This window comes from Streptomyces sp. NPDC096105 (genome assembly GCF_044763335.1).
Taxonomy (GTDB): Bacteria; Actinomycetota; Actinomycetes; order Streptomycetales; family Streptomycetaceae; genus Streptomyces.
The window spans coordinates 29,373-45,045 of the sequence record NZ_JBIWGC010000027.1 but is presented as its reverse complement, the minus strand read 5'-3'; the positions used below and the strand labels follow the sequence as shown (position 1 = coordinate 45,045).

General features: G+C 71.5%; 14 protein-coding genes and 2 pseudogenes. 6 read left to right on the top strand and 10 right to left on the bottom strand.

What is annotated here, in order from left to right; genetic code table 11:
* Positions 1–430 precede the first annotated feature (430 nt).
* A complete protein-coding gene (locus ACIQ8B_RS29665) occupies positions 431–766 on the bottom strand; it encodes an ArsR/SmtB family transcription factor (RefSeq protein ID WP_403551024.1) in 336 nt (111 codons plus the stop codon).
* Positions 767–938: 172 nt separating this feature from the next.
* On the opposite strand from ACIQ8B_RS29665, the gene ACIQ8B_RS29660 reads away from it, so the two are divergent.
* On the top strand, positions 939–2,081 hold the full coding sequence (locus tag ACIQ8B_RS29660; protein ID WP_403551022.1) for an FAD-dependent monooxygenase: 1,143 nt from the start codon (positions 939–941) through the stop codon (positions 2,079–2,081).
* 558 nt (positions 2,082–2,639) lie between these two features.
* Here ACIQ8B_RS29660 and ACIQ8B_RS29655 read toward each other — a convergent pair.
* From ACIQ8B_RS29655 to ACIQ8B_RS29640, 4 genes are all read right to left on the bottom strand, one after another.
* On the bottom strand, positions 2,640–4,229 hold the full coding sequence (locus tag ACIQ8B_RS29655; protein ID WP_403551020.1) for an alpha/beta hydrolase: 1,590 nt from the start codon (positions 4,227–4,229) through the stop codon (positions 2,640–2,642).
* A 52-nt stretch (positions 4,230–4,281) separates the two neighbouring features.
* Positions 4,282–4,593 (bottom strand): hypothetical protein, encoded by a 312-nt coding sequence (locus ACIQ8B_RS29650; RefSeq protein WP_403551019.1) that lies wholly within the window; start codon positions 4,591–4,593, stop codon positions 4,282–4,284.
* Positions 4,594–4,965: 372 nt separating this feature from the next.
* A complete protein-coding gene (locus ACIQ8B_RS29645; RefSeq protein ID WP_403551016.1) occupies positions 4,966–5,313 on the bottom strand; it encodes a VOC family protein in 348 nt (115 codons plus the stop codon).
* Positions 5,314–5,403: 90 nt separating this feature from the next.
* Positions 5,404–6,810: an NAD(P)-binding domain-containing protein gene (locus tag ACIQ8B_RS29640; RefSeq protein WP_403551014.1), complete on the bottom strand. Its 1,407-nt coding sequence runs from the start codon at positions 6,808–6,810 to the stop codon at positions 5,404–5,406.
* A gap of 293 nt (positions 6,811–7,103) precedes the next feature.
* Here ACIQ8B_RS29640 and ACIQ8B_RS29635 point away from each other — a divergent pair, with 293 nt between their 5' ends.
* The gene (locus tag ACIQ8B_RS29635; RefSeq protein WP_403551012.1) at positions 7,104–7,478 is read left to right on the top strand and encodes an ArsR/SmtB family transcription factor; all 375 of its coding nucleotides are present in this window, start codon (positions 7,104–7,106) and stop codon (positions 7,476–7,478) included.
* A 304-nt stretch (positions 7,479–7,782) separates the two neighbouring features.
* Here the strand turns inward: ACIQ8B_RS29635 and ACIQ8B_RS29630 are convergent, their stop codons facing one another.
* The 3 genes from ACIQ8B_RS29630 to ACIQ8B_RS29620 are packed head-to-tail and all read right to left on the bottom strand — an operon-like array spanning position 7,783 to position 10,264.
* Entirely contained in the window at positions 7,783–8,844 is a 1,062-nt protein-coding gene (locus tag ACIQ8B_RS29630) for an ArsO family NAD(P)H-dependent flavin-containing monooxygenase (protein ID WP_403551010.1), read from the bottom strand.
* Complete coding sequence (arsB, locus tag ACIQ8B_RS29625; RefSeq protein ID WP_403551008.1) at positions 8,841–9,959, bottom strand: ACR3 family arsenite efflux transporter; 1,119 nt, start codon at positions 9,957–9,959, stop codon at positions 8,841–8,843. Before arsB ends, ACIQ8B_RS29630 begins: the two co-directional genes overlap by 4 nt.
* Entirely contained in the window at positions 9,956–10,264 is a 309-nt protein-coding gene (locus ACIQ8B_RS29620) for an ArsR/SmtB family transcription factor (RefSeq protein WP_403551006.1), read from the bottom strand. Before ACIQ8B_RS29620 ends, arsB begins: the two co-directional genes overlap by 4 nt.
* Before the next feature lie 101 nt (positions 10,265–10,365).
* Between ACIQ8B_RS29620 and ACIQ8B_RS29615 the strand changes: the two genes are divergently transcribed.
* On the top strand, positions 10,366–10,788 hold the full coding sequence (locus tag ACIQ8B_RS29615; protein WP_403551004.1) for an arsenate reductase ArsC: 423 nt from the start codon (positions 10,366–10,368) through the stop codon (positions 10,786–10,788).
* Between the two features lie 539 nt (positions 10,789–11,327).
* Here ACIQ8B_RS29615 and ACIQ8B_RS29610 read toward each other — a convergent pair.
* A complete protein-coding gene (locus tag ACIQ8B_RS29610) occupies positions 11,328–12,059 on the bottom strand; it encodes a hypothetical protein (protein WP_403551002.1) in 732 nt (243 codons plus the stop codon).
* Positions 12,060–12,222: 163 nt separating this feature from the next.
* Between ACIQ8B_RS29610 and ACIQ8B_RS29605 the strand changes: the two genes are divergently transcribed.
* The 3 genes and pseudogenes from ACIQ8B_RS29605 to vph all read left to right on the top strand — a co-directional run bounded on the left by ACIQ8B_RS29605 (position 12,223) and on the right by vph (position 14,722).
* Positions 12,223–12,939, top strand: coding sequence for a hypothetical protein (locus ACIQ8B_RS29605; protein ID WP_403551000.1), 717 nt, complete (start codon positions 12,223–12,225; stop codon positions 12,937–12,939).
* Positions 12,940–13,091: 152 nt separating this feature from the next.
* Positions 13,092–13,805 (top strand): annotated as a pseudogene (locus ACIQ8B_RS29600) (helix-turn-helix domain-containing protein).
* A 52-nt stretch (positions 13,806–13,857) separates the two neighbouring features.
* Positions 13,858–14,722: pseudogene (gene vph, locus ACIQ8B_RS29595) on the top strand (viomycin phosphotransferase).
* Positions 14,723–15,144: 422 nt separating this feature from the next.
* Here the strand turns inward: vph and ACIQ8B_RS29590 are convergent.
* A complete protein-coding gene (locus ACIQ8B_RS29590) occupies positions 15,145–15,441 on the bottom strand; it encodes a hypothetical protein (protein WP_290003762.1) in 297 nt (98 codons plus the stop codon).
* Positions 15,442–15,673: the final 232 nt, after the last annotated feature.

Genomic DNA, 15,673 nt, shown 5'->3' with positions numbered 1-15,673 from the left:
ACCCGGCGACCGCGGGGCGGGCAACGCCGTTGACCCCGCCGTCCAGTGAGCACCGCGCATCGTGAAGTTGCTGGTCACGGGGCTGGTGTGTGCGAGGTCCGGGATGCTCGCGCCGGTCGTGGGCGGATGGCTTCGGCGAAGACCGTCGGTCACCGGGAACCTTCGCGGTTCGTGAGGACGAGCAGGGACCTGACCAGGTCGGAACGAGGGTGGACAAGACTCACGGACCCGCGGGTTCGCGTTCGACCTGCTGGGGCGGTGGAGCGTGTCCGGGAGTCGTTCGCGCCAGGTCAGCGCGCGGAAGTGCTCGGCACCGATCCCGTTGTGCCCGCGTTGTGCTCGGCTGCCTGCGAGCCGGGCGCGAGCTGGATCCGGCCGGGCTCGCGGCCCAGGGCCGGCTCGGGCTCCCCTCCGGTGTGCTCCGCCGTGCTCAGCGAGGAGCGGTACCGCCCGGGGGCTCCGCTTCCAGGAGCGCGAGCAGTCCGGGGAACCTCTTCTCGACGTCCGCGCGTCGCAGTCGGACGCCCTTGCGGTTGCCGTAGTCGATCTCCTCGATGAGACCTGCCTCGCGCAGGACCCGGAAGTGGTGGGTCTGGGTCTGCTTCGAGATCGGAAGGTCGAACGAGTTGCAGCCCCGCTCGTTGTCGCTGCGGTCGGCGGCCAACTGCGCCATCACCGAACGACGGTGCTCGTCGGCGAGGGCGCGGAACACCGCACCCAGATCGAGCGCGTCGGCCTCCGGGCCGACCAGGTTCATCCCAGCCACGCGGCACCCCTTTCAGGTACGACTTGAATCGTACCTGAAGGATGTGCTCCACTGAGGTACGAAATTTTTCGTACCTCAGTCCGGTGGCGCTGCTCCGTGCCGCCGCGCCCTGAGACCACGTCCCCGGCACTCGCCGGGGACGTGGTCATCGACACCCCGAGAGGTCATCGTCATGAAGAAGCCCGAGGTACTGATAGTCGGTGCCGGAATCGCAGGGCCCGCACTCGCGTACTGGCTCTCCCGGAACGGCTACCGGCCGACGGTCGTCGAACATGCCCGGCAGTTGCGCTCCGGTGGTAGCGCGATCGTCGTGAAGGGGCCCGCTGTCCCGGTCGCCGACCGCATGGGTATCCTCCCGCAGCTCCGCGGGCTCGCCACCCGCAATCGGTCACTGACCCTGCTCGACCCCGACGGCAGGCGAATCCTGCGGCTCCCGCTCACCTCGGACGAAGCGCCGACGGTCGAGGTGACACGAGCCGACCTGTCCGAGGTGCTCCACCGGTCGGCGCAGACCGAGGCCGAGTTCTTGTTCGACGAGACGGTCACCTCTCTCGACCAGGACGGAGGCGGGGTCGACGTCACCTTCCGACGGTCCGCGCCACGGCGCTTCGACCTGGTAGTCGGTGCCGACGGGATCCACTCCACCGTACGGCGCCTGGTCTTCGGACCCGAGCGGCAGTTCACGAGCGACCTGGGCCTGTACGGCGCGACCGTGCCGCTGGGACCTGACGCCGTTGAAGACCCGAGCGAGATGACGATGCTGACCGTGCCGAACCGGATGCTGGTCGTCCACCCCTCGCGGACCACTCCGCTCGCGATCTTCACCTTCCGGGCCGCGCAGCGAGCGCCCCACGACCGCAAGAACATCGCCCTTCACAAGCAGACCGTGGCCGACGCCTATGCCGACGTGCGGTGGCGGGCACCGGAACTCGTGGCGGCGTTCCTCGACCACCCAGCTCCGTTCTTCGACCCCCTGACCACCATCCGGGTGCCCTCGTGGTCCCGCGGACGGATCGTGCTGCTCGGGGACGCGGCGGCGGCGACAGCCCTGCTGGGTGACGGGTCCAGCATGGCGATGGCGGGCGCGTACGCCCTCGCAGAAGAGCTCGCCGCCCATCCCGGTGATCACACCCGCGCCTTCGCCGCCTACGAGTCGCGGCTCCGCCGTGAGGTGGGTCCGCGGCAGCGACGCGTCGGCCTGCTCTCCAGGCTCATGGTGCCCCGCACCCGGCCGGGTCTCGCGGTGCGCAACGCGGTGGGCCGCGCGGTCGGTCGCACGAACCGGATCGCCTCTCGCGAAGCCGCGAACCGGTAGACCGGGTCCGCACCGGCCGCTCACCGGCCGGTGCGGAGTTCCGCGGCAGCTCTCAGCCGGCCGTCGACGCCATGTCCGACGAGCCCGGCTCGGCGTGGCAGGTCATCGTCGATGCGGCAGGTCGGCTGCTGTGGACCTCACCCACCGTTCCCCCGCTCCGCCTGGACCTCCGCCAGCCGGCAGCAGAACCCGGCGAGGGCCCCGTCCGGCAAGTCAGCGGTAGTGCTGTCCGGCCGGTCCGACCCGCACCCGTGCTCGTGTCCCACCACACTGGGTCGTGAAGCGGTCTGCTGCGCCCGCCACCGTGGCCGGTCCGGGCCTGCTCCTCCGGCCGCTGCATTGCGGGCCTCCGGGTGACCGCGAACCCCGGGCGGAGGGCCGGCGGAGGGCCCGCCCGCCCCGGGGCCTTCGAACGCTCAGGCCACTTGCCGTCCTCGGAGGAGTCCGAGCGCTTCGACTCCACCGTCCCCGCCTTGCTCACCGGGTGGGGCGTCGGTGAGGGCGAGCTGTTCACCGGCGCGGCGGACCCGGCGGCCGGGTCCGCCGCGCCGGACCCTGTCACGAGCAGACGGTGCCGTTCTTCGGAACCGTTCCGTCCAGCAGGTACTCGTCGACCAGGCCGGTCAGGCAGTCGTTGACGCCGTAGGTGCCATGGCCCTCGCCCTTCACGGTGACGTGGACGCCCACTCCGTCGCCCAGTTGGTCCGCCATCTTCTTGGCGCCCTCGTAAGGAGTGGCAGGGTCGCCGGTGTTGCCGATGACCAGGACGGGATCCGCACCGTCGGCCGACACGTCGACGGTGGAGGCGTGGCCGTCCACAGGCCAGTCGGTGCACTGGAGCAGCCCCCAGGCCAGCCATGCGCCGAACACCGGTGACGTCTTACGGAACTCGGGCAGGTGGCGGCGCACGTCCTTGACGGTGAAACGGTCCTTGTAGTCGGCGCAGTTCACCGCTGTGTTGGCGGAGTTGATGTTGGCGTATCCGTCGTCGTCGACACGCTGGCTGTAGCTGTCGGCCAGCAGGAGCAGCATGGTGCCGTCACCGTCCATGGCCGCTGCCAGCCCGCCCCGGAGCAGCATCCAGCCCTCCTGGTCGTAGAGGGCTGCGGCGATCCCGTTGAGCGCCTGACTCTGGGAGAGGGTACGTCCGAACTCCGTGGGCAGGGGGTCGTCGTCCAGGCGCTCGAGCAGCGCGATGATGTCCTTCTCGCCCTGTTTCGGGTCCGTTCCTTCGAAGAAGCACGAGTCCTGTCGCGCGCAGTCCTCGAGGAAGTTGCGCAGGGCACGCTGGAAGCCCTCGCTCTGGCCGAGCGCGCCGGCCAGGACGTCCTCGGTGGGGTCGACGACGGCGTCGAGGACCAGCCGCCCGACGTTCTCGGGGAAGAGGTGCGCGTAGACGCCGCCGAGCTGCGTTCCGTAGGAGACGCCGAAGTAGTTCAGTTTCCCGTCACCGAGGACACGGCGCATCAGGTCGAGGTCGCGTGCGGCCTCCTGCGTGCCGACGTGGTCCAGCACCGCGCCGGACCTGCTTTCGCATGCCTGGGCGAACGCACGTACCCCACGGGCGTGGGCCTTCTCCTCCGCGGCGTCGTCCGGGGTGGAGTCCGAGGCCAGCCAGGCGTCCATGTCCTTCGCGTCCAGGCACTGCACACCGGCGCTGTCGCCGATCCCGCGGGGGTCGAACCCCACCAGGTCGTAGCGCTCGTGCAGCTCCATGTAGTCGTCGCCGGCGACGAGGGGGAGGGTCGTCACCCCGGAATCACCGGGGCCGCCGAAGTTGAAGAGCAGGGAGCCGAGGCGTCCGCCACCGGAGTCCGGGGCCGCCTTCGCGCGGATGAGGGCCAGGTCGATGGTCTCGCCGTCGGGATGTGCGTAGTCCAGCGGTGCCTTCATGGTGCCGCACTGCCACGTCGTTCCGTCCGGGAGCTTCTCAGGCTTGTCGCCGCCGCCCTGGGCGACGGAAGGGGCGGAGCACGCACGCCACTTCAGTTCCTGCTCGAGGAGCGCGGCGGGCACCGGGGGCGTTGCAGCCGTGGTGTCGGGCTCGGGATCGGCCCCGGGGTCGCAGGCCGTGACCGCGGTGGCCGCCAGCACGGCGAGTGATGCCAGGGCGACGGCGAACCGGGGCGTGCGGTGGTGTGCGGGCATGCTGGTGTCGGTCTCCAGGTCGTTGACGGGTGAGGAAGGGGGGTGCGGACGCTCAGACGTCGAGGTTCTGGCGGTCGGCGGTCCGGTCGGCGGGTGCGCCTCGCAAGGACCCGAGCCCCTTGAGAGCGGACGTGACGAGCACGCAGCACAGAAGGCCGACGCTGAGCAGGAAGGTCCACTCGGCCCACACGGCGGCGCCCTCTGCCGGCTCCAGTGCCTCGAACAGCGCCGCGCCCACGGGGTAGGAGAGGGCGCACACCAGGACGAGCTGCCAGAAGGCCAGTGTCTTGAGGGGTTTCAACCATGCGGTCAGGGCAGCGGCCGGAACGGCGAGCAACGCGACGAAGACTTCCCTGCGGTCCATGTCCTGATCATTTCGCGCGGGATGCGCCGCACCCTGGTCCACCAGGAGGAATGCCATCTAGTCCGCAAGACATAGGACGGTGAGCGAACTTGTGTACCGGCCAGGCGGAACCGACACCGTGTCCCGCCACCGGCGGGCGTCTCCGTCTCACCCGCACGGATGAGTACGGCACGGACGCGGCGCTCGCCGCACGCCGGCATCCCGGCGGACCACTGTCCCGGCACGCGGTGGAGGGCGGGATCAACCGGCTCAAGAGACACCGGGCGGTGGCCACCCGCTACGGAAACTCACCGTCCGTCACGAGGCGACTGTGCTCGTCGCGGCCGTCAACGAATGGCTGTGACCCACACTTCCCTGGAGCCGGGAGGACCATCAACGGTGTTCCAGCACGTTGACCACCCGGCCGTTGGGGTCACGGACGAAGAACCGGCGTACCCCCCACTCCTCGTCCCGCAGGGGATGGACGATCTCCGCGCCACTCTCCCGCATGGTCGCGTAGGCCGCGTCCACGTCATCCACTTCGACGCTCACGTCGGGGGTGACCGGTGCGCTCTCGTCACTGGCCATGAAGCTGATCTGCGCCGTCGGACTGGACGGAGACGCGAGCGTCATGATCCAGCCGTGGTTCATGACCTCCTCGAATCCGAGCAGGCCGTAGAACTCCCGGCTCTCCTGCGCAGCCTCCGACTGGACATGGGGTACGACACGGCGAACGGCCATCGATGACTCCCAAGCGGTAGCAGGTCGGTGTCGAGGCTCTCCAGGAGTACTACGCCACACCAACCGCCGCACGCACCTTCGCTCCACACCCTAGCCGCAGCAGCCGCCCGTCGGCGCCTCCTCGGCACCAGCCGCCCCGGCTGCTGCGGTGGGGGTGCTGAGCCGGACGAGCTGCGGTGCGGGCGTACAGCAGCCGCCACCGTCGCCCTCCGCGGCGCCGGGGGTGTCGAACAGGCCGGCGCCGCCGCAGACTCCGGTTTCGGGCAGGGTGAGTTCCACGCGGTCGGCGGCTTCGAGGTCGCCGGCGATCGCGGCGGCGACGGAGCGGACCTGTTCGTGGCCGGTCATCGCGAGGAACGTGGGGGCGCGGCCGTAGGACTTCATGCCGACCAGGTAGACGCCCTTCTCGGGATGGGCGAGTTCGCGGTGGCCGTGCGGGTGGACGGTTCCGCAGGAATGCTGGTTGGGGTCGATCAGCGGGGCCAGGGCGACGGGGGCCTGGAGGCGCTCGTCCAGGTTCAGGCGCAGCTCGTCGAGGAAGGACAGGTCCGGGCGGAAGCCGGTCAGGACGATCACTTCGTCGACCGGGTCCAGGTGGCGGCCGTCCTCGCCGACGAGGATCAGGCGGCCGTCGTCCGCCCGTCCGATCACCTCGGTGCGGAAGCCGGTGACCGCGTCCGCGTGGCCTTCGTCCACGGCGGCCTTCGCCGCCAGGCCCAGGGCGCCGCGTGCCGGAAGCTGGTCGGCCTCTCCCCCGCCGAAGGTGGAGCCGGAGATGCCTCGACGCAGGATCCACACGCCCTTGGTGCCCGCGCCGTCGTCGGACCTGGCGAGGTCGGCGAGGTGGGCGAGGGCGGTGAAGGCGGAGGCGCCGGAGCCGATGACGGCGGTGCGCCTGCCCGCGTAACGGGCGCGGACGGCTGGGTTCTTCAGGTCCGGGACGCGGTAGGTGATCCGGTCCGCGGCCGCCTTCTCGCCCAGGGCGGGCAGGCCGCTGCCGCCGGCCGGGGACGGCGTGGCCCAGGTGCCGGAGGCGTCGATGACGGCGCGTGCGTACACGCGTTCCTCGTGGCCGTCGGCGTGGGTGACGTGCACGGCGAACGGCTGGTTCTCGCGGTCGGCGTCCACGATCCGGTCCCGGCCGGCACGGGAGACGCCGGTGACCCGGGCGCCGTAGCGGACGCGGTCGCCGAGGACGTCGGCGAGTGGCTGCAAGTAGAGGCCGGCCCAGTCACCGCCCGAGGGGTAGGCGGCCGGGTCCGGCCTCGTCCAGCCGGCGGAGGCGAGGAGCTTCTCGGCGGCGGGGTCGACGACTTCACCCCACGTGGAGAACAGCCGTACATGCGACCACTCGCGGACCAAGGCGCCGGCCGTGGACCCTGCTTCGAGGACCCGGGGCTCGATGCCCTGGTCGAGCAGGTGGGCGGCGGCGGCCAGACCCGTGGGGCCTGCTCCGATCACGATGACGGGCAGTTCGGCGGTGGCGGGCGCGTTCACGGCGACTCCTCGCGTGTTTCGACGTCTGTCGATGGCTTGCGCGGCCCAGCATGACACCTGCATCGATAGGCGTCAACATAGACATCCATCGAATTCAACGGGTGGATCACGGGACGCGTCGACGGTGCCGCGATCGGCGGCGGCCGGCCCGGCCCACCACCGCCGGCACGCCGCTGCGGCGCGGGCCGGGACGCGGACCGTGCGGTCGGCCCGATGCCTGGCCGCCTGCCTCGCGCGCCGGTGGCGGGCCCGGCGACCTCCCGCACTGGTTCGACGTATGTCAACATAGACGCATGTCGAATGCCAAGGTGCTGCCGTTGCTCGATCCCGCCGATGGCCAGGTGTCGCCGTGCTGTCCGCCGCTCACCGAGCGCCCGATGACCGCCGAAGAGGCGGAGACGGCCGCCCGGATGTTCAAGGCGCTCGGCGACCCGGTCCGGCTGCGGCTGTTCTCCGCCGTGGCATCGCACGAGGGCGGCGAGGCGTGCGTGTGCGACATCTCCGACGTCGGCGTCTCCCAGCCCACGGTGTCCCACCATCTGAAGAAGCTCAAGGAGGCCGGTCTGCTCACCTCCGAGCGGCGTGGCACCTGGGTCTACTACCGGGTGGAGCCGTCCGTACTGGCCGCCATGGGCCGACTGCTGGTGGGGCCGTCGGCTGCCGCATGACCGCAGGCCGGCGCCCGCCGGGGCGTCCGGGGACGGGGTCGGCGGCGCGCAGCCGCCAGGAGCGGCGGCGGACGAGGCCGGCGGTTGTCATCCGGGCGGGACGGAGGCGGCCGAGAAGCGGCTGAGCCCGCCTCCGGCCCTGCCGGGAGCGCGTCGGGATCGCCGTCCGGGGCGACGCCGCCGCGGACGGCTTCGCCCTCGACGGCAGATGCATGCGCGCGGCCGGGAGCGGTGCACCTGAAACCGCCCGCGGTCCGGCAGCACGTCCCCTTCTGATTCCCGGCGAGACCGGTCCCTGCGGCGCCTACGTGAGAAGGCCGGCGATGTCGCGGGCGGCGTCCCGGGCGGTGCGGCCGACGCCGATGAGCGTGGCCGACGCCGGGCCGGTCCAGTCGCCGTAGCCGAGCAGGTGCAGCCGTGGCTCGCCCAGGGTGCGGGTGCCGTCGGTGGGGACGCGGCCGCGCGGCCCGCGCAGGTCCAGCGGCGCGAGGTGGGACAGAGCGGGACGGAAGCCGGTGCACCAGATGACCGCGTCCGCGCCGGCCTGGCTGCCGTCGGCCCACCGGACACCGTCGGCGGTGAGCCGGGCGAACATCGGCCTCGCGGACAGGAGTCCTGCGTCGCGGGCGGCGCGGACCGGCGGTACGGCCACGATGTCGCCGAGCGAGGCCACCCCGCCGGTGTCGCCGCGGCCCGCGTCCAGGGCGCGACGGCGGGCGGTGGCGACGTCGAACAGGGCTCGGCCGTCGATGTCGTCCGGCAGGAACCGCGGCGGGCGCCGCGTCACCCAGGTCGTCTCGACGCGTCCGTCCAAGGCGAGGTCGGCTGCGATCTGGGCACCGGAATTGCCGCCCCCGACCACGAGGACCCGCTTTCCTCCGAAGCCGGCCGGGGAACGGTAATTCACCGTGTGCAGTTGCCGCCCGGCGAAGACGGACCGGCCGGGGACGGCGGGGAGGAAGGGACGCGACCACGTGCCGGTCGCGCTGATCACCGCCCGGGCCCGCCATGTCCCGGCCTCCGACTCGGCCAGGAGCCCGCCGCCGTCGCGGCGTACGGCCCGCACGCGGGCGCCGTGCCGGACGGGCAGGTCGTAGCGCTTCTCGTAGTCGGTGAGGTAGTCCACCACGTGCCCGGCGTCCGGGTACGTCTCACCGGGCTGGGCGGGCATGAGCCGTCCGGGCAGCGAGGAGTGCCCGGCCGGGGAGAACAGGTGCAGGGAGTCCCACATGTGCCGCCAGGACCCGCCGGGCGCGGCGCCGGCGTCCAGGATCACGAAGTCGAGGCCCTGGCGGCGCAGGTGGTAGCCGGCGGCGAGTCCTGCCTGGCCGCCGCCGACCACCACCACGTCCGTGTGCTGGGTCACGGGGCTGTCGTCACCGCGTCGGCGGCGAACTTCCCGCGCCAGGCGAGCGCGACGTGGACCAGGCCGATCAGCACCGGGACTTCGATGAGCGGGCCGACGACGCCGGACAGGGCCTGACCGGAGGTGACGCCGAAGGTGGCGACGGCGACCGCGATGGCCAGCTCGAAGTTGTTGCCCGCCGCGGTGAAGGCGAGGGTCACGGTGCGGTCGTAGGCCAGGCCCAGGCCCTTGCCGAGGAGGAAGGCGCCGAAGAACATGACCGCGAAGTACACCAGCAGCGGCAGCGCGATCCGGGCCACGTCCAGCGGCTGGGAGGTGATGGTCCTCCCTTGCAGGGCGAAGAGGATGACGATCGTGAACAGCAGCCCGTACAGCGCCCACGGGCCGATCCTCGGCAGGAACGTCGCCTCGTAGCCGGTACGGCCCAGCTTCTGCTCGCCGATGCGGCGGGTCAGGAAGCCGGCCAGCAGCGGGATGCCGAGGAAGACGACGACGTTCAGCGCGATGTGCCACACGGACACGTCCAGGCCCTGGCCGTCGCCGAGGTTCATCCAGCGCGGCAGGAGGTCGAGGTAGAACCAGCCCAGCAGCCCGAACGCGAGGACCTGGAAGACCGAGTTCAGTGCGACCAGGACGGCCGCGGCCTCGCGGTCGCCGCAGGCGAGGTCGTTCCAGATGATGACCATGGCGATGCAGCGGGCCAGACCGACGACGATCAGGCCGGTGCGGTACTCGGGCAGGTCCGGAAGGAAGGTCCACGCCAGGGCGAACATCACCGCGGGGCCGACGATCCAGTTGATGACCAGCGAGGAGACCATCAGCTTCTTGTCGCCGGTCACGCGGTCGAGCCGGTCGTAGCGGACCTTGGCCAGGACCGGGTACATCATCACGAGCAGGCCGAGCGCGATCGGCAGGGAGATCCCGCCGATCTCGATCTTCGCGAGCGCGTCGTTCATCCCCGGGACCAGGCGGCCCAGGCCCAGGCCGACGGCCATGGCGAGCAGGATCCACACCGCGAGGTAGCGGTCGAGGGTGGAGAGCTTCTTGACGATCGAGTCGTCCCCGGCCGCGTCGGCGCCTCGGGCGCGTGCGGTGGCGGGCTCGGCGGGGGTCACGGACAGGCCCTCTTGTTCTCGGCGGCGGTGCGGGCCGAGGCGGCGAGTCCGGCGAACTGCTCGGACAGACCGGCCAGGACCTCGGGCTTGAGCTTGTAGTAGACGAAGCGGCCACACGGCTCGGTCTCCACGATCCCGGCCTCGCGCAACACCTTCATGTGGTTGGACAGGTTGGTCTGCCTGGCTCCGGTCTCCTCCACCAGGTGCGTCGTACAGAGCGTCTCGCGCGCCAGCAGGGTGACGATCTTCAGGCGGAGCGGATCGCCCAGCACCCGGATCACCTCAGGATCGACTGAAGTCAGCATGCGCTGATACTCTCACATCACTGCTCGCTGATATCAGCGGAAGCTGACGTCATTGGCGGCGGTGGGCGGTATCCGTCCTGCGACGAGAGAGAACGATCACCATGGCCGACAAGCCGTCCGTCCTGTTCGTCTGCGTCCACAACGCGGGCCGCTCCCAGATGGCCGCAGCGTGGCTGACCCACCTGGCCGGTGACCGCGTCGAGGTCCGCTCCGCCGGCTCCGACCCCGGCGACCGCGTCAACCCGGCCGCCGTCGCGGCCATGGCCGAGGTCGGCATCGACATCTCCGCCCAGACGCCGAAGGCGCTCACCGCCGACGCGGTCCGTGAGTCGGACGTCTGCATCACGATGGGGTGCGGCGACACCTGCCCGGTGTTCCCCGGCAAACGCTACCTCGACTGGAAGCTCGACGACCCGGCCGGGCAGGGTGTCGACGCCGTCCGCCCGATCCGCGATGAGATCAAGGCCCTCGTGGAGGACCTGATCGCCGAGATCGCCCCGGCGGCGCCGGAGGGTACGGCGTGAGCGACGACGTCATCACCCACTTCGACGCCGTCGGCCGTTCGATCCGGAGCCGAACCGCGATGAAGCCTCGGGGGCGTGAGGCTGCGGACGACGGGACGGGGCCGGCGCCTCGGCAGGGGAAACAAGGGGCTCGCCCCGGGTTTGACCGACGCGCGAACACCGCCGCGTCGGGACGCGTGCCCGGTGTCGGCCGCACTCCCCGGCCTCTCCCCTGGCGACGTGCCGTCTCACGGCTCCCCCTGCCGGACCGCCCCTGGTTCGCGGGGCACTGGAGCCAACAGCAGCAGCACGCAGAGAGGTTTCGGCCGTGCCGACGAAGCCACGACGACACTGGGCCGCACATCCGCCGGAGAACCGGCAGGGGCGCCGACATGAGCCATTCGGGATTCCGACGGGCCGGCTACGGCTGCGCCCGGTGGGCCGCAGTCCGGTGGTGGGTGCTGAAGCCCGGCCTGCTGCGGACCGCCCAGGACTGGTGAGGCTGCCGGGCCCGACGAGCCCGGCGCGGCTCGTCACCGGGGCGGCCCGCTGGTCCCCCGTCAGACGGGTGGGCGCCTGTGCGTCGCCTCGCGCGCTTCGGTGAGGGCTCGCTGCCTGACGCTGCCGCCGAACAACTGCATCGTGACGGCGGCCAGGACGTCGTCCTCGCCGATGGTCCGCCTGTCCCCCTCGCGGGCGGAAGCGACCCGCAGGGGATCCTCGGAGGAGGGAGGCGGGGCCGGTTCGCCCGGCATCGTCAGGGTGACCGTCCCGAAACGTCGGACTCCGCCCTCGCTGACGACCGTGGCCGCGTCCCGGGCGAGGCGCATCAGAAACACGCTCGCGATGCCGTTCAGTTCGCGGACCATCGCCGGTACGGCCCTGACCTGCTGACGCCGCAGCAGCCTCCTGACCCCCGCCTCGCACCTGTGCGCGCCGGCCACCGCGCTCAGCTCGGGCTCGCCCGACCTGCCGTCCCTGCGAGACGGCACGACGGCACCCCCGGCGTCGTGCACGGCACCGTTCAGGCGCCGGAACGTCGGGCTGTGGGCGTACCATTCGTCCGCCACATCCACCTCCACGTTCCGGTCGATCGCCGAAACAAGGTGCCGGGGAAGGAGCACCCTCCGGCCCTCCTCCGACGCCGCTTCCCTCGCGCCGTCGATGATCTCCGTCAGCAATGTGCTCGTCACCGACGCCGCAGCTCGCACCGCGGGGCGAGACACGTGCATCCACGTCACGTCTCTGAAGGCGGCCTTCACGACAGCGGGACTGAACGGCGGGACATCCATGCCTGGGACGATCTCACGACTGCCGTGCCCACGGCGGCCGTTGCACGGTCCGGGACCGTCGGGGCGCTTTCCTCGCTCACCGGAAAGGTGCGAGGACCAGGCAGGGGCTCACAGCCGAGAAAACGGGGTGCGCGGTTGCGCTCCTGCGACCGATCATGGGCGTGTGGCCCGGCATCCGACGATCAGCACGTTGACTCTGCAGCACAGGATTCCGGACGACTGGGCGGCGGATCCCTGGGCCGAGGTGCGTCCTCTGGTCGACGGCGTGGACGTCCTGAGGGCAGTGCACCCGGAAGGTCTCGCCCCCAGCTGCGCGTACTGGAGGGGGCCGGCCGAGAGCTGGCCGCTGGCAGTCGCACAAGAACCCCGGCGGGTCATGATCTCCGAGCCGACCTGCACAGCCGGCTGTTGCGGTGCCCTGTACGTCACCATCCGCCGCGAGGGCGATCATGTGCTCTGGGAGTCCTGGGAGAACACCGGCGGCACCGCAGCGGTGCCGCCGGAACACCGCTTCGACAGCGCCCAGTACGAAGCCGAGCTGGCGCGGGCGGCCTCGGACCGCAGTTGGGAGGAGCCGGTCGACACCGTCGCCCGGCTGCTCGAGGAGAGGCTCGTGGACAGCGGTTGGTTCGAGCGCTGGGGCTGCGTCCTCACGAGCGTCTCGCCACGACGCGAGGAGCCCGGTCTTCCCGAGGAACTCACCAGCCCCGAGGGGGTGGATGTCCACTTCCACCAAGCCGGTGGGCCCGGCGAACGTATGGACCGGTACCAGTACGAGTTGATCGTGACCGGCGACCACCCGGTGGAGGAGCAGGTACGGCGGCTGGCTGCGCAGATCATGGCGGACGACCCGCGGAAAACCGCCGGTGTGAGTCACTGAGGGCCGGGACGACCGTCGGCGACGACGTGGGCCGGCCTTTGGAGGGAGGGCTCCGTGTTGAGCAACGGGTGCTCCGGCTGGAAAGGTTCGCCGGGTCGGCAGTTGGAGCGGTCGGACGGGTGGTGACGTCCGTTCCGATCGCTGGAGGTGTGGTGGCCGAGCCCGTGCGGGTGCGCGGACCGACCGATCAGGAAGGGCAGGGGCTGCAGCAGGTCGTGCGTCGGGACAGTACCGGTTCGGTGCGCTGTCGCCGGGCGTCGATGCTGCCTGCGTCCGTCGGCGGGAACCGTGTCCCTGTGATCGGCCCAGCTGGTCCTGGCCGACGAGGACACGGCGCGGGAGGTGATCCACCGGTTCGACGAGAGCGGCCTGGCCTGCCTGGACCCTCGACGGGCGGGAGGTCGTCCCCGCCCCGCTCCGGCGCCGCGGCATCACCTTCCAGCGCACCAGAACCTGGAAGGAGTCCCCGGCCCCGGACGCGAGGCCAAGCTGGACCGCATCGAGGAGGTGCTGGACCGCTTCCCGGACGGGGTTTTCGCCTCCGGCGGGTTCGGGCCGCTGGGTATCCGGCCCATCGCGGGCTCCTGCTGGGCGGAGCAGGGCAAGGTGGCTGTGCCTCACCCCGGCCCACGCATCCTGGGCCGACCCGACCGAAGCTCACTTCGGCCCGCTGCGGCAGTTCACCCTGGCCGACTCCGACCACCGCGGCCACCCCGCGCAGACCCGGACCTGCACGCCTGCCTGCGCCGGCGCAGCGCCCACGCCCGCCGCCCCGACGTACTCGCCGCCCGGCGCAAGGAACGCGCCCGCATCCGCAGCGAGAAGGCATTCGCCGGTGAGGACGCCCGCTCGCCGACGCGGCCTGACAGCACTTCGTGCGCATCGCCTCCGACCCGGCGAAGGATCCAGAGGACACTCGTGAGCATCCGTACGACGCACCGCGCTCTGCTGAGCCGTCTGCTGCCTGACGACAAACCGGACGACCTTGCCGTACGTCAGGGGCAATTCCACACCGTGGTCATCGGCTCAGACCGCGTCGTGTGCCTGCCTCGCACCCGGGCGGCAGCCGCCCGGCTGCCCCGGCGAGCGGCTGCACTACACGCACTCGCCGGCCTCGACCTCGGCTTCCGCACACCTGAACCGCTGCTCCAGGGCGGCACCGACGGCACCGACGAGGCGCCGTTCCTGGTACTCGACCGCATTCCCGGGGAACCGCTGGAGACCGACGCCCTCAACGATGCCCGAGTGGCCGACACCGTGGCGGCGCAGTACGCCACACTGCTGTCCGCTCTGGCCCGTGCCGGCACCGACGAGACGGTACGGGCGGTTCTCCCCCAGGCAGCGGAAGACCACTGGCGGCGGTTCGCGGAGGACGTGCGCGCGGAGCTGTTCCCGCTCATGTCCGGCAACGGACGCGTACAGGCCGAGCGGGAGCTCACAGCACTCGACAGCCTTCCCCATCTCACCCAGGCAGTGGTCCCATGGCGACCTCGGTGCCGGAAACGTCCTGTGGGAGTGGACGCACGGCCTGCCGCACCCCTCCGGGGTACTCGACTGGGACGACGTCACACTCGGCGACCCGGCCGAGGACCTCGCAGCCATCGGCGCCGGCCACGGCCCCGAGGTCCTGGACCGGGTGCTCACCCTGGGCACCTGGTCGGACCACGGACTCCTCACTCGCATCGCGACGATCCGCGGCACATTCGCCCTGCAGCAAGCCCTCTGCGCAATCCGCGACGGCGACGAGGAAGAACTCGCGGACGGCCTGGCCGGCTACCGCTGAGTCACACCGGCACATCCGCTTCATCGAGCACTCCACACCGACAGCAACCCGGTGAACCTGTGCGGTCACGGCACCAGCGAAGCACAGGAAGGGTTGTGCGAGTTCGCCGCGCCGCATCCACGGAGCGGCCGACCAGACGCTGGCCGGCGGTTTCCAGCCGGCCGCGGAGCAGTCGCTGCTCCTCCGGCCGGGCCGGCCCACACGGTGACCCGCGAGCGCCTGGTGCCCTTCAGGGCGGACGCTCGTCATTCCGCCCCTGTCGGCGCGCCTGGCCATCCCCGTTCGGGACGCAGCACGACCTCGCTGCCTATGGGGGTGAACCCGCAGCTGATGCGCGGCGGAGCCGTCACGGGTGGCTCCGCCGCGCCGGACGTCACGTCCCAGGACTCGGGGTTCGGGCCCCCGACCAGGAGTCGCAGCGCTCAGGCAGGGGCGTGACGGCGGGTGTTCGAGACCGGGGACTGGGCGGCACGGCGCACCGGTCGGTCAGCGGGCGGGACGGCGAGGCGCCGTAGAGCAACGCTCGCCGTGACGAACAACGCGGCGAAGACGGCCAGGAGAAGGACACAGACCCACAACTGTCGCTCCCCGGACGCCTGCCAGGCGGTCAACGCGGCCGAGCCGGCCCACAACACCATCGCTGCGGCGTAGAAGGACCGGATGCGGCGGAGCTGCCGCACGGCCCGCATGATCTGCGTACGTTCACTCTTCGGTGCCATGCGCCCCCGTCTACCCCCGAATCGCACGCTCACCGGACGGGTTCGGCGGTACGGCGGGCACCTGGTTCCCGCCCGGTCCCGTCCCGGGGCTGACTTCACGGGCGGTGCGGGTCAGCGGCGAAGACGATGATCGGGCACGAGGCCTGAAGTGCAGGCATGCGTCGCAGACGGACCGCTTCCCGGCCGGAGCGCGCGTGAGGAAGGGACCGACCGGCGTGACCGCCCGCTGACC

Excerpts from the sequence above, each read along its gene's own strand:
- ACIQ8B_RS29655 (WP_403551020.1), bottom strand. The coding sequence starts at position 4,229 with ATGCCCGCACACCACCGCACGCCCCGGTTCGCCGTCGCCCTGGCATCA.
- ACIQ8B_RS29650 (WP_403551019.1), bottom strand. The coding sequence starts at position 4,593 with ATGGACCGCAGGGAAGTCTTCGTCGCGTTGCTCGCCGTTCCGGCCGCT.
- ACIQ8B_RS29615 (WP_403551004.1), top strand. The coding sequence starts at position 10,366 with ATGGCCGACAAGCCGTCCGTCCTGTTCGTCTGCGTCCACAACGCGGGC.
- ACIQ8B_RS29635 (WP_403551012.1), top strand. The coding sequence starts at position 7,104 with ATGTCGAATGCCAAGGTGCTGCCGTTGCTCGATCCCGCCGATGGCCAG.
- ACIQ8B_RS29645 (WP_403551016.1), bottom strand. The coding sequence starts at position 5,313 with ATGGCCGTTCGCCGTGTCGTACCCCATGTCCAGTCGGAGGCTGCGCAG.
- ACIQ8B_RS29660 (WP_403551022.1), top strand. The coding sequence starts at position 939 with ATGAAGAAGCCCGAGGTACTGATAGTCGGTGCCGGAATCGCAGGGCCC.
- ACIQ8B_RS29610 (WP_403551002.1), bottom strand. The coding sequence starts at position 12,059 with ATGGATGTCCCGCCGTTCAGTCCCGCTGTCGTGAAGGCCGCCTTCAGA.
- ACIQ8B_RS29590 (WP_290003762.1), bottom strand. The coding sequence starts at position 15,441 with ATGGCACCGAAGAGTGAACGTACGCAGATCATGCGGGCCGTGCGGCAG.
- ACIQ8B_RS29620 (WP_403551006.1), bottom strand. The coding sequence starts at position 10,264 with ATGCTGACTTCAGTCGATCCTGAGGTGATCCGGGTGCTGGGCGATCCG.